At 36.5% G+C, this 13,025-nt stretch carries 16 protein-coding genes; 9 read left to right on the forward strand and 7 right to left on the reverse strand.

From position 1 onward, the window contains the following. Nucleotides 1-164 precede the first annotated feature (164 nt). Nucleotides 165-1,268 carry a DUF4407 domain-containing protein gene (locus Q0505_RS18040; RefSeq protein WP_299215852.1) on the forward strand — a complete coding sequence of 368 codons (1,104 nt, stop codon included), beginning with the start codon at nt 165-167 and terminating at the stop codon, nt 1,266-1,268. Between the two features lie 516 nt (nt 1,269-1,784). On the opposite strand, the gene Q0505_RS18045 is transcribed toward Q0505_RS18040, so the two are convergent. Then, nucleotides 1,785-2,078 (reverse strand): isoamylase early set domain-containing protein, encoded by a 294-nt coding sequence (locus Q0505_RS18045; RefSeq protein WP_299215855.1) that lies wholly within the window; start codon nt 2,076-2,078, stop codon nt 1,785-1,787. 203 nt (nt 2,079-2,281) lie between these two features. Further along, nucleotides 2,282-3,361, reverse strand: coding sequence for an aminotransferase class V-fold PLP-dependent enzyme (locus Q0505_RS18050; protein WP_299215858.1), 1,080 nt, complete (start codon nt 3,359-3,361; stop codon nt 2,282-2,284). Between the two features lie 58 nt (nt 3,362-3,419). On the opposite strand from Q0505_RS18050, the gene Q0505_RS18055 reads away from it, so the two are divergent. From Q0505_RS18055 to fabD, 4 genes are all read left to right on the forward strand, one after another. Further along, complete coding sequence (locus tag Q0505_RS18055; protein ID WP_299215861.1) at nt 3,420-3,866, forward strand: 2TM domain-containing protein; 447 nt, start codon at nt 3,420-3,422, stop codon at nt 3,864-3,866. Further along, nucleotides 3,863-4,345 (forward strand): dihydrofolate reductase, encoded by a 483-nt coding sequence (locus Q0505_RS18060; RefSeq protein WP_299215864.1) that lies wholly within the window; start codon nt 3,863-3,865, stop codon nt 4,343-4,345. Before Q0505_RS18055 ends, Q0505_RS18060 begins: the two co-directional genes overlap by 4 nt. A gap of 47 nt (nt 4,346-4,392) precedes the next feature. Continuing rightward, nucleotides 4,393-4,959: a cysteine hydrolase family protein gene (locus tag Q0505_RS18065; protein WP_299215867.1), complete on the forward strand. Its 567-nt coding sequence runs from the start codon at nt 4,393-4,395 to the stop codon at nt 4,957-4,959. A gap of 355 nt (nt 4,960-5,314) precedes the next feature. Beyond that, the gene (gene fabD / locus Q0505_RS18070; protein WP_299215869.1) at nt 5,315-6,202 is read left to right on the forward strand and encodes an ACP S-malonyltransferase; all 888 of its coding nucleotides are present in this window, start codon (nt 5,315-5,317) and stop codon (nt 6,200-6,202) included. A gap of 191 nt (nt 6,203-6,393) precedes the next feature. Here fabD and Q0505_RS18075 read toward each other — a convergent pair whose 3' ends face one another. Continuing rightward, nucleotides 6,394-6,726: a hypothetical protein gene (locus Q0505_RS18075; RefSeq protein ID WP_299215871.1), complete on the reverse strand. Its 333-nt coding sequence runs from the start codon at nt 6,724-6,726 to the stop codon at nt 6,394-6,396. Nucleotides 6,727-6,978: 252 nt separating this feature from the next. On the opposite strand from Q0505_RS18075, the gene Q0505_RS18080 reads away from it, so the two are divergent. The 4 genes from Q0505_RS18080 (at nt 6,979) to rpmA (ending at nt 9,623) form a co-directional block, all read left to right on the forward strand. Continuing rightward, the gene (locus Q0505_RS18080) at nt 6,979-7,749 is read left to right on the forward strand and encodes a LexA family transcriptional regulator (RefSeq protein WP_299215874.1); all 771 of its coding nucleotides are present in this window, start codon (nt 6,979-6,981) and stop codon (nt 7,747-7,749) included. 7 nt (nt 7,750-7,756) lie between these two features. Continuing rightward, nucleotides 7,757-8,413, forward strand: coding sequence for a DUF2461 domain-containing protein (locus Q0505_RS18085; protein WP_299215877.1), 657 nt, complete (start codon nt 7,757-7,759; stop codon nt 8,411-8,413). Between the two features lie 190 nt (nt 8,414-8,603). Then, nucleotides 8,604-9,305, forward strand: coding sequence for a 50S ribosomal protein L21 (rplU, locus tag Q0505_RS18090; RefSeq protein WP_299215880.1), 702 nt, complete (start codon nt 8,604-8,606; stop codon nt 9,303-9,305). A 57-nt stretch (nt 9,306-9,362) separates the two neighbouring features. After that, nucleotides 9,363-9,623, forward strand: a complete 261-nt coding sequence (gene rpmA, locus Q0505_RS18095; RefSeq protein ID WP_299215882.1) for a 50S ribosomal protein L27 — start codon at nt 9,363-9,365, stop codon at nt 9,621-9,623. Nucleotides 9,624-9,773: 150 nt separating this feature from the next. On the opposite strand, the gene Q0505_RS18100 is transcribed toward rpmA, so the two are convergent. The 4 genes from Q0505_RS18100 to Q0505_RS18115 all read right to left on the reverse strand — a co-directional run bounded on the left by Q0505_RS18100 (nt 9,774) and on the right by Q0505_RS18115 (nt 12,731). Next, entirely contained in the window at nt 9,774-10,472 is a 699-nt protein-coding gene (locus tag Q0505_RS18100; RefSeq protein ID WP_299215885.1) for a DUF6503 family protein, read from the reverse strand. Nucleotides 10,473-10,755: 283 nt separating this feature from the next. Continuing rightward, nucleotides 10,756-11,805 (reverse strand): type I restriction endonuclease, encoded by a 1,050-nt coding sequence (locus Q0505_RS18105; RefSeq protein WP_299215890.1) that lies wholly within the window; start codon nt 11,803-11,805, stop codon nt 10,756-10,758. Nucleotides 11,806-11,850: 45 nt separating this feature from the next. Then, the gene (locus tag Q0505_RS18110; protein WP_299215893.1) at nt 11,851-12,513 is read right to left on the reverse strand and encodes a hypothetical protein; all 663 of its coding nucleotides are present in this window, start codon (nt 12,511-12,513) and stop codon (nt 11,851-11,853) included. Nucleotides 12,514-12,524: 11 nt separating this feature from the next. Continuing rightward, nucleotides 12,525-12,731: a hypothetical protein gene (locus Q0505_RS18115; RefSeq protein ID WP_299215896.1), complete on the reverse strand. Its 207-nt coding sequence runs from the start codon at nt 12,729-12,731 to the stop codon at nt 12,525-12,527. Between the last annotated feature and the right edge of the window lie 294 nt (nt 12,732-13,025).

The following is a 13,025-nucleotide window of genomic DNA, read 5'->3' on the forward strand; positions in this document are numbered from 1 at the left end:
AAGCAGGTTTGCGGAATTAAAATTCATCCTGAGTTAGCGCAACTGACAAAGCATGTATCACATTACTTCTCTAAATGTGTAACATTCTATACTTTTTTGCGTTCTTATAGGCGAAGCATCATCAATCAACCTATTCGTTACCAGCGAATGCAAAACATACTTTTATGATACAAAAATTTTTCATTCTCTGTTCTGGAGCAGATAGAGATGTGTTAGACACGTGTTCTCGTGGCGAAAAAAACAAATACGCTGGTATAGGAGCCACCGTATTTTTTACAGCAGTTCTAGCCGCTATTGCAGCCACATACGCCTTATACACCATCTTTGACAACGTATACCGAGCTATTCTTTTTGGGATGCTTTGGGGTCTTGTGATTTTTAATCTAGATCGTTTTATTGTATCTACGCTGAAGAAAAGAGACAATTGGTGGCAGGAATTTGGTATGGCAGTACCGCGATTGATATTGGCAGTGATTATTGCCATTGTGATTTCAAAACCATTGGAACTTAAGATTTTTGAAAAAGAAATTGATCGGGTGATGCTAAGCCAGAAAAACGAATTTACGGTTCAGAATCAAGGGGAGATTCTAGCAGCATACACGCCAGAAATCAACAAACTAGATACCGAAATTACCGCGATTAAAGATGAGATTACGACCAAAGAAACCGAAGTCAATAACCTCTACGAAATCTACATTGCCGAAGCTGAAGGCACGGCAGGCACAGAACTTTTAGGCAAAGGCCCTGTCTATCAAGAAAAACGAGACAAGCATGATGCTGCGCTCATCGAACTGACCGCTCTTAAAGCAACGGGTGCTGATAAAATCGCTTTCGCGGAAGCGGAAAAAACACGACTCAGAGATGAATTTAACACCGCGGTAAGCACAAGCCAACCGATCATTAATAACTTTGACGGACTCATGGCGCGTATAGACGCGATGAAAGAATTGCCATGGCTTCCGTCTTTATTTATATTTCTATTATTTCTTGCTATAGAAACCGCTCCGATATTTTCAAAATTGATTTCTCCAATGGGAGAATACGATATAAAACTAGCCGACCACGAGGCTACTATCAAAGCGTGGAGTGCTCAAAAAGCAGCACAACGTAAAATATTGACAGAGACAGATCATATTTTAAATGATCGAATCTATACAGATATTGCCAATGAAGAAGAGTTGTATAGCTATAAGAAAAAGATGGCAAAAGAAATTATGAAGCGACAGCAAGATGCCTTTTATCGTAGGCAAACAAAAATATTAGGATAGCCAGATAATAAGGAATAAGGGTGTGATGAATCTGTCAAGACGTTGGTGGATAACGCTTCATCATCACACCCATTTTAGTGAAACGCTGTTTTGAGAAATCTGAAAGATGCATTCAAAATAGTTAGTTGAACTAATCCCGCTTTTTTTAGCGGGATCTAAAGATTTTTATCCCAATGTTAGATGTTAGGATTTAATACTTATATTATTTAAAAAGTAAAACTAAAAAAACCACTACTTGAATATTCATAAATAGCGTAACCCTCTTACGAGCGTTACGCTATTTTTATGAAATATTATGTGCACGAGTAAAAAGTACCTTTAGTTTGTCAAACTGAGCTTGTCGAAGTTTTTAATCTTATGATTATCACATATCCTTCGACAGAGCCTGTCTTGAGCTTATCGAAAGACTCAGGATGACAGCTAGCTGATTTTAACGCTTTTTAGATAGTCTCATTTTTTATAGAACAGTATAGACTCTAGTGTTGTTTTCTAAAAACAACATACTGACCTAATTTCTTATAGTTCGATAACGGAATTCTCTGCAGCCGCATACGCATTCCATTGAAGACGATCTGCTTCTTGCTCATTGGTCCACTCGCCATCTATCACGTAACGGAATTCGTACGCTTGTTCTGTCGGAATATCAAAAGTTCCTTTAAAACTTCCGTTCTTTAATTTCTTTAATGATGCAGTGGTGTCCCAATTATTAAAATCTCCAGCAACTGCTACCGTAGATGCTTCTGATGCAGGCACCGTAAATGTTACTTTACAGATAGGCTTTGACTTTAAATATTTTTTTGTGAGTGACATACTATGATTGTTTAAATTACACACCTCAAAGATAAAAATAGACAGCAATAAAAAACAGTTTATCAAACTGTTAACGGCATTTTTCACAGAATGACAATATTACATACCCAAAACCACCAAAACCACAAAACGCAAACGTTTTCAATTATGAAATCGCTAGTAAAAACGGCGTATTTAAGATTTGTCTTTTATGAAAAATCACTTTAAAAAGATGCTAAAGCATCTAATAACACCTGTAAATCAGCTTCGGTATTAAAATATTGAAAACCTACACGCACGCCGTCCCCTCTCAAAATACACGTGATTCCTCGTTCGTTAAGATGTTTTGCAAGCGCTTTATCCCCTTTTAAATTAAAAATAGACGAATGTGCTGTGCGTTGTACAACGGCATCTTCAAGTAAACCACGTTCTGTAAAAGCAGTTTTTGCTTTTGTCGCGAGTTCTTGAATGCGTTCTTCTATCGTTTCCATTCCTATCTGATTGATCAAATCGATGGCTACACCAAGGCTGCCGTAGTTAAGTGTATCCTGATGTCCTGGTTCAAAACGTCCTAAAAAACTTCCTTCCTGTGCTTTATATTTTCCTTGTAAAGAATTGAATCCTGTTGTTTTTGGGAACACCTTTTTGGCGACAGCTTCTTTAAAAAGAAAGATCGCATTGCCATAGCCTGCATTCATCCATTTATAACAACTCCCGCCCATCACATCAAAAGCAGATGTATCAAAATCAAAAACTTCGGTGCCAAAATATTGTGTAGCATCGGCAAAAAATAAGGTGTCGGGATACGTCGCTTTCAGTCGTTTTAGGAATTCAAAATCTATTTTGATTCCGTTGATGTATTGTACGGCAGAAAATGCGAATATATCTGGTGGCGCTTTCGCGAAAGCGGTCTCCACATGTTGCTCCAAATCCCCATCAATTTGTGTGTATGTAATCTCAAAATCACGCGACTCAAATGGCCAATTGACCGAAGGATAATCTTGTTCTAATAACAATACTTTTTGAAGCGTAGGCACTCCTTCTAAAAGTGTATTAAATCCGTACGAAAAGTTAGGCACCAGTGCCACGCGATTGGGTGCACAAGAAAATAACGTTCCTACTTTCTCACGTACCGCCGTGAGTGCTGGACCCCGATTGTCTTTGATCGCGCTTCCCATCATAAAAAAATCGAAGTCGTGTTCCTGTCTGTATTCCAATACAGGCAAAGGCAACACTCCTGAAGCGGGTGTATTGAGGTACGTACATTGTTTGGTAATTGGAAAGTATTTTTTATAAGCGGTCATAGGTTGAAGATATGCATAAAAAACAGTAATTTTATAGGATCATATAAAGATCGTACAAATGGGATTATTTTCAAAAAAAACACCTCCTGCTATTGACCAAGAACAACGCGTATTAATCGAAAATGCACAGGCTCGGATTCGTCAGAAAAAGAAATTATATCGTCACTTCGTACTTTTTTTGGCAGGTGCTGTTTTGATGATTATTATCAACCCCGTGCTAGGCATCGGAAAGGAGATTACACTTTTTGGATACGACTGGTTTATGTGGGCAATTTTAGTATGGTCTTTTTTCTTTTTAGCGCACGTCATCAATGTATTTGTGATGAATCCTTTTATGGGCAAAGCCTGGGAAGAAGAGCAAATCAATGCTTTGGTAAAAAAACAACAAGATAGAATTGCTGAGTTAGAGGAAAAAGTGGCTGTAGAACATCCATTACCAGAAAAAAAAAGCATCACCATCACCTCAGAAACAGCCGCTACGATAGATCCCGATTCTCCCCTATGATCACGATGATTGCTGCTGCGGCAGAAAATAATGCTTTGGGTAAGGACAATGACCTTGTATGGCATTTACCAGACGATTTTAAACGTTTTAAAACCCTGACCACAGGACATCATATTATTATGGGTCGTAAGACGTGGGAGTCGTTTCCAAAACCATTACCTAACCGTACGCACTTGGTCATTACCCGTAATAAAGACTACAAAGCTGAAGGCGCTACGGTGGTACATACGATGGAAGATGCACTCGCTTTCGCGAAAGATGACTCGAATGCTTTTATTATAGGCGGTGGTGAGATTTACACCATCGGACTCGATTACGCCACGCATATCGAACTCACCCGAGTTCACAGCACTTTTGAAGCTGATGCTTTTTTTCCAGAGTTCAGTACAGACGAATGGGAGTTGCAAAAAAGTGTGTTTCATGAAGCAGATGACAAGCATAAATTTGGGTTTACGTATGAGACGTGGAGAAGGAGGTAGTTTCTTTTCTGAATATTTTTAAATCTACCGACCAATAATTAAAACCAATGAAACTAAGAGATCAAAACACCGCTTTACTTTTGATAGACCTTCAAAAAGGATTTTCTGAAGAAGCCCATTGGGGAGGCAACAGAAACAATAGAGACGCCGAAGAAAAAGCGTTACAACTATTAGAAACGTGGAGATCTCTTAAACTTCCTATATTCCATATCATTCATAGTTCGCAAGATCCAAATTCGTTATTGCACGAATCCCATTCTGGATTTGACATGATAGATGCTTTAAAACCTAAAAATGACGAACCACTCATTATTAAACATGTCAATAGTGCTTTTATAGGAACTGATCTCAAAGAACGTCTGGATGCACAAAACATCAATAAACTGGTCATTGTTGGATTAACCACAAACCATTGTATTTCTACCACCACCCGAATGGCGGGGAACTTAGGATTTGACGTTTTATTAATATCAGATGCGACGGCTACGTTTGACAGAAAGGGATTGAATGGGCAGCTCTTTTCTTCAGAGATGATTCATGATACAGCGCTTGCAAGTCTTCATAAAGAATTTGCAGAGGTGGTTGATAGTGTTGCTTTGTTGCAAATGGTTTGAGTCGCTTTGCTCTGATTGATGCTGGATGCTGGAAGTTTAGGAATTAGAATTTTTTGAGATTTATTTTTTTGAATTTAAAATCTCAAAATAGAGTACTACTCTAATTCAAGCTCAAAATAGAACAATACTCTATTTTAAAGTAAGCTTTGATGGGGTTTTTTTTGCTTTCGCGAAAGCGCACATCATATAAAAGAATCAAGAGACAAGACCGCTTCGCTCCAAGACTCACGACTCAAGACCAAAGACCAAAGACCAAAGACCAAAGACCAAAGACCAAAAAGCAAAGACCAAAGACCAATTTACAGACAACACAAAACTTTCAGTATTTTTGCACGTACAACTAAACAAACCACACATGAATGCATATATTTTTCCAGGACAAGGAGCACAATTCTCAGGAATGGGATTGGATTTATTTGAAGCCTCTGGACTCGCACAAGATTTATTTCATCAAGCCAATGATATTTTAGGATTTAAAATTACTGATATCATGTTTGAAGGAGCCGCCGAAGACTTAAAGCAAACCAAAGTCACACAGCCTGCTATTTTCTTACATTCTGTTATTTTAAGCAAAGTATTAGGAGATACGTTTCAGCCTGATATGGTGGCGGGACATTCGCTAGGAGAATTAAGCGCACTCGTGGCAAATGGTACTTTGAACTTTGAAGATGGATTACGATTGGTATCGCAACGTGCACTAGCAATGCAAAAAGCCTGTGAATTACAACCTTCAACTATGGCAGCTGTATTAGGTCTTGAAGATCATATCGTAGAAGAAGTCTGTGCTACCATCAACGGAATTGTGGTTGCTGCAAATTATAACTGTCCTGGACAATTGGTGATTTCTGGAGATATTCCGGCGATAGAAGCCGCTTGTGAAGCTTTAAAAGAAAAAGGAGCACGACGTGCTTTGGTACTTCCCGTAGGAGGTGCTTTTCACTCCCCACTCATGGAACCTGCTCGCGAAGAACTTGCGGCAGCCATAGAGAACACAACATTTAATACCCCTAACTGTCCGATCTATCAAAACGTATCGACGACAGCGATTACAGATCCAAAGGTGATTAAAGAAAATCTAATGGCACAGCTTACGGCTCCGGTAAAATGGACACAAAGCATGCAACAAATGATCGCCGATGGGGCTACTCACTTTATAGAGGTGGGACCTGGTAAAGTATTACAAGGCTTGATGGGTAAAATAGATCGCACGGTGACCACTAGTGGAGCGACGCTACCAGAATAAAAGGGATTAAACCTCAGCAAGCTCTGGACACTAAAAATCGACTCAAGGGTCAAGGTATTACATCATAAATCTCACTGAAAAGTGGGATGAGTTCAACTACCTATTTTGTATGCGTCTTTCAGACTTTACAAAACAGCGTTTAACAAAAAAAGCCCGGCAGTGCCGGGCTTTAAGTTCGTGTTGATCAACTACTAATTATCATCAGTAGTTGTTTCAACTTTTATTTTAGTGTTTTTAACAGCTTTTTCAGCATCATTGGCAGCATCTTTTATAGCATTTCCAGTGTTATCTACTGCATCTCCTACAGCATTAGCTGCATCTTCAATTGCGTTACCTGTTGCATCTGCAGCATTTTCAATAGCATCACCTGTTGCATCTGCAGCATTTTCAATAGCATTACCCGCTTCATTTGCAGCGTTTTCAATAGTATTCTCTGCATTTTCAGAATTTTCTTTTACTTTTCTACAAGAAGTAATGTTAAAAATCAATGCTATAGCAGCAATACTTAAAAAAAATCTTTTCATTTCGTTATATATTTTGACGATTAGTTAATAGGCAAAATTAACATATAAATCCTAATTAAATAATTAATTAGGACGAATGTTTTGTTTTTACCGATGAAATACCCAAATAACACCTTTAAAAACATATTTAGCTTCTAAGTTTTGCTTTATATACGTTTGCATATACCTTCTGGATCGCTACTTATATAGAAATGATGGAAATATCCCCAATAAATTACTAGGAAATATTCCAAAATTTCTTATATTTCCCAAATGGGAGCAAATGAATTACCTTCGGAAATACGTCGTTTTAAAGAAATCCGCGAAGATCATGACTTTACACAGTCTGAATTTGCAGCACAATTAGGGATTAAACATTCTACGGCAGATATAGAACGTGGTCGCACCAAACTTTCTGGACAGGTGGTCACCGAGTTATTACGCCTATTTCATGTGAATCCGTTGTGGTTATTTGGTTATAGCAATCAAAAACATTTGAACACTCATAGTGGAGATATAAGCCCCAAAGTGGTGATTGTAGATAAGGACGATCAGGAAAACATGGTGTTGGTCAATCAAAAGGCAGCTGCTGGGTATCCCAATAATATTCAAGATGTAGAGTGGTATCAAAAACTTCCTGCATTTGACCTCCCGTTACCACAATTTCGCAATGCTACCTATCGTGGTTTTCAAGTAGAAGGAGATAGTATGCTTCCTAATTTTAGACCTGATGACTGGGTGCTTGCTAAAGGCGTAGAGAGTCTTGACTATGCCAGTGACAACAAAGTATATGTGGTAGTCATGCAAGATGCGGTGGTGGTAAAAAAACTACAAAAATTACCTGATTCATCAAAAGTATTATTAGTCTCTCTTAATGAAGAATATGTTCCTTATGAGGTATTTGTAAGTGATATTCAAGAAATCTGGCAGGTCAATAGCAAACTTACTTTTAATATAGATATCGGCTCAGAACATACGTTGCTACGCGAATTACAAGCATCGATGCAAGAGTTAAAAAGTCAAATCAAAAACCTAAATACGTAAATACCGCATGGGGTTTCCTGAATTATTCAACTTTTTAGAACGTTTACAACTAAACAATACAAAAGAATGGATGGATCTCAACCGCAAAGAATATCAAGCGGTGCGTTCTTTTTTTATAGGTTGGTTAGATGAACTGAATGCAAAACTTGCTACGGTAGATCCTGAGTATTTTGACACGCCTGGAAAAAAAGCGATCAATCGGATTAATAATAATTTGATGTTTGCGCCTCATAAACCTATTTATAAAGATCATTTTGGTGCGGGTCTTGACCAATTAACTAAGCAAGGAGATTTTTACATTGAAATGGGATTGAAGCAATGCCTACTTGCAGGAGGATTTTGGCGTCCTGAAAAATCCATTTTACGTAGTATCCGAGATGCTATAGATTATAATGGAGACGAACTAATTGCCATTATTGAAAAACCTTCTTTCAAAAAAATGTTTGGAGGTCTCTATTACGATGATCCATTAAAAACCGCTCCTAAAGGCTTTTCAAAAGAGCATCCATATATTGACTTATTACGACGCAAAACATTTGCTGTGGAGATGACGCTTTCGCGAAAGCAAATACTAGATTCTCACTATCAGGAATATTGTATTGAAGTGTACTTAGAAATGCTTCCTTTTAGACGCTACTTACGAGAGGCAGTAACGGTACAATAACAAAGTATGCGAGACTATCATGATAATCTAAAATAGTACGAAAGAGACATTAAAAGGTCTCTTTGTTATTTTCTTTCGCGAAAGCGGTGTAAAAAAATATTTACTGTTATTGTAAATTAATAGATTAGTGGTATATTTGCACCCGCTTAAATCGAAAGATTGAGTTAATTTTAATCATTAATTAATCGCTATGTACGCAATTGTAGAGATAGCAGGGCAGCAATTTAAAGTTGCAAAAGACCAGAAAGTCTTTGTACACCGCCTAACAACCGAAGAAGGAAAAGAAGTGTCTTTTGACAATGTTCTTTTAATCGGTGACGGTGACAAAGTAACGATCGGCGCCCCGGCTATAGACGGAGCTCTAGTAGGAGCAAAAGTCATTAAGCACCTTAAAGGTGACAAAGTAATCGTTTTCAAGAAGAAAAGACGTAAGGGATACCGTGTTAAAAACGGACACCGCCAGTCTCTTACTGAAATCGTAATCGAAAGCATCACTGCTTCTGGAGCTAAGAAAGCTGCTCCTGCAAAAAAGGCTGAACCAAAGGCTGCCGCTCCTAAGAAAGAAGCTGCTCCTAAGGCAGAAGCTAAAAAAGAAGCACCAGCCAAGAAAGAAGCACCAGCCAAGAAATCGGCTATAAAAGGAGATGATCTTAAGAAAATCGAAGGTGTAGGTCCTAAGGCTGCAGAGGCTATGGTAAATGCTGGAATGGACACTTTTGCAAAAGTAGCAAAAGCTAAGCCAGAAGCTATCGAAGCTATTTTAGCTGAAGCAAGTTCTGGACTTGCATCACTAGTAGCTAATACTTGGCCAGAGCAAGCAAAATTAGCTGCAGCTGGTAAGTGGGATGAGCTTAAAGAATTACAAGACAAATTAAACGGGGGAAGAAAATAATCTTTCACCAAAGTATAATAAATCCTGATTTTATTCAGGATAAAAAACCGAAACAAGATGGCTCATAAAAAAGGAGTTGGTAGTTCTAAAAACGGTCGTGAATCACAATCAAAGCGCTTAGGTGTTAAGATTTTTGGTGGCCAAGCTGCAATTGCAGGGAACATCATCGTACGTCAAAGAGGATATACACATCACCCAGGTGAAAATGTATATGGTGGAAAAGATCACACACTTCACGCTTATGTGGATGGTGTTGTAAAATTCACTAAAAAGAAAGATAACAAATCCTATGTTTCAATCGTACCGTTTGAAGCATAAGTACTTTTTTTCCTTATAAACAAACAAAAACCCTTTTCAAATTGAAAAGGGTTTTTTTGTGTATTTCATTTAATAGTGTCGCTGATTTTATATTTCAAAATGCAGCAACTCCAGTTAGGCTTGCCTATCTCGACAGGCAGTCGTAAAAGCCTACTCTTGTAGTAGTTTATCGGTTCCTAAATACCCATCATCTTTATTGTAATACCACGCACGGTCTTTAGGCATTTTAATACCTTGCACTTCGACTTCATCTGTAAGTAGGATATATTCTCCTGTGGTTTCATCGGGACCTTTAAAAAACTGATACACTTCCATCGCGTACGTAGTTGGATCAAAATAAAATTGCCAAATATCAGATCCTACCGCTTCATCATAGGTTACTTTTAGCACTAGATATTCTTTTCCTTTAAAGTTTTTCTTCTGTACGATAGGATCGATATGTGTGCCTGAGTCTTTAAGTTTCATTGGGAGTCCGTAGAGGTACGTATAATAATTTTTAAACATAACTGTACGCTCACAGGTTTCGTCTGAAGTTGTAGTTTCAGTTGTAGTCGTATCTTCATTTGAAAAGCGACAGTTGGTGGCACGTATTTCGCGAAAGCTAATCTTCCCATCTTGGATAGTAGAAACATTAAAGTATTGCTCAGGCAGATTGATGGAAATGGTACTTTTACGTTCTTTCCCGCCGGGTGTTTCTAAGACAACCGTAAAGCCTCCAGCAAATGTTTGCCAATTTCCTTGTGGATCATGATACGCTATTGCTTTTTCTAGGACTTGGTTTGCCGTTACCGTTTGTCCTACTATTGTAAAAGAAATACATATTAATAAAAATGTAAAAATAGTTTTCATGTGTGATTGATTGTAGCTGAAATATACAATTAATCTTCCCATCCGCATAATGTCCGACCAAGCTCCTTAGCAGTTTCTAAAGAGATTTCTTTTATCTCTTTTTTACAACTACTGAGTCCTCTGCAATTTTCTTTATAGTGATATTTTTTGGCGGTAGTACTATTGCAGATGTAGACGTTTTCATTTATGAATTCATTTTTAAGATCATTGATCTTAGGGTATGAATCATCTGTACAAAACAGGAAAATAAAGCAAGTAAATATTAAAAAACTTTTCATATCGTCTATTCGTAAAAGGTTATTGTTTTAAGAAGTTCGTCTTCATATTGATAGATTTCATCTAAGGAAGAAAGCTTCTCTTTTCGCTCTCTTTTATTTTCATCAAATATTCCTAAATATTTTGTTTTTCCATTAAAATGAAGTCTACATAAAGGCTTTCTATTATTATCGTCTAATAATATCCCAAAATAAGATTGTGTGTCTCTATATATAATACGCTCGATAGGTAGTTGCCTTCTCAAAATGGCAACAATAATTCTATACCCTTCCAACTCCTCTTCTGTCGTCGTTATTTTAGGATCTCCCTCTTCTACTTCTACTACTTCGCCTTGTTGTTTTTCTGTTTCTTTATTAAGTGCAGCATTTAATCTATCATTAACTCTATCTCCTAACGTTTGATTAAAAGCTTTATTAACCAAAACTGTAAACTCATCCATTACTTTCTCAGTTAATCTTCCAGTGTATACTTGATTTGCAAATAATCGTACAAAGTCAAATGAGGGTTCTTTCAGCTCTTGTAAAATCAATTTCTTAATTTCCTTGGTGTACTTTAATGAACTTGCGTTGTCAACAATATGATTGACATCAAAATTTGATTTATGAAACTTAATAATTTCACTTACTGTACTATCTTTTAGATTTGTTATATTGAACTCTAAAAATGGTTTTTCATCCATTTTGTTTGTTTCTTCAAGATCCGTATAAAAACGATATTCTATCCCATTTGTTAGAAGTGCAAATCGGGTTTTTGTGGTGTGAAAGTATCTAAATAATTGAGAATTATGCGCATTAAGCTCTTCCCTCCAATTCTTACATTCAATGATTAAAATTGGTTTCTCGTCCTGAAAAATAGCGTAATCTACTTTCTCTCCTTTTTTTAATCCTAAATCTGCGGTAAATTCAGGAACAACTTCTAAGGGATTGAAAGTGTCATATCCTAGAATATTTATGAATGGTAGTACAAAAGCATGTTTTGTAGATTCCTCCGTTTCAATACGTTCTTTTAAGTCCTCAATTTTGTCGGCTAACGCTTTGAGTTGGTTTTGTAGTTCCATGATATTATGCTATTTCCTTTTGTTTAATTAAAATCAACTTTAATTTTATTCTAATATTGATCCATCTGTAAAAATGATTTTTTCAGGTGTCCAAACTATTTTAACATCGTCCATATCTTTATTTCGGAGACGAGTATCTTCATCTCTAAATTGATTATAATCTGAAGTATAGGATGCTTTTAAAATTTTAAACGCTTCAATCTTATCATCTACAGTTAAATTAATTGACTTAATTTCAACGTCAAATAAATCTCGAATAGAAACAGACCCTTTGAAAGCTCTTATGTCTTTTTTAGATTTATTTTCAAAAACAAAATCATACGTCAGATATTCTTGATAATCATATTTTTTAAACCCTTTATTATACATAGCCACTGTAAGAGATGCTCCTAATCTCTGTCTATTTGCCTCTTCTTCTGCTTTTATTTTTTCTGCTAATTCTTCTTGCTCTTTCTTATACAATTTTGCTTCGTCAATTATTTCAGCATACGTTTTTCCTTCTAAATCATCATTCGTTAGTTTTGATTTTAATATCCAACCAGCTAATATTTCAGCATCCTCCTCAGAAAGTTTATCGCTTTCCTTAATTTCTTTAGCATCAATTTCTAGTGTATCCTCATTATACTTCTTATCTAAAGGAGATGAGCAAGATTGAAATACTAGAAATAGTAATACGTAAATAATAGATTTTTTATTTGTTGATTTCATTTGTTATATTATTATGATGTATGACAATCTCTTGAGCAATAATAACATCCGTTCACTTGATCATAATGCTTTTTTGCTTCCTTAACAGCAGCCGTACAAGAATCAAATGTTCCCAAGTACTTTCTGTTTTCTTCTTTAGGTAACCAGCTGCATCCAGATGTATGGACTTCGTGATCTCCATTGTTTTGTGCATTTTTGTTTACATAATATCTAGCCATAATTTTATTACTTATTAGTTTTTATTACTCCAAACTTAAAAACATTAGTAATCAAACCTTTGTGGTTTTCCACAAGGCTTCTTATTAATCCAACGTGAGTTCGACGTAAAAAATTAGTAAGTCTTTTAGTGTAATTACGTTAAAATTTAATGTAATCAACTTACAATCAACTTTTTGTTAATTTTATTTGCTCGTCCAAAGAAAACCGAACCAAAAGAAAAGACGCTTTTTATGCGTGTGATTTCTATTTCAGTTATAGGAACTTATGAATCTTCGATTTCTTAGGTATTTTTT

The organism is uncultured Dokdonia sp., assembly GCF_937910895.1.
Lineage (GTDB): Bacteria > Bacteroidota > Bacteroidia > Flavobacteriales > Flavobacteriaceae > Dokdonia.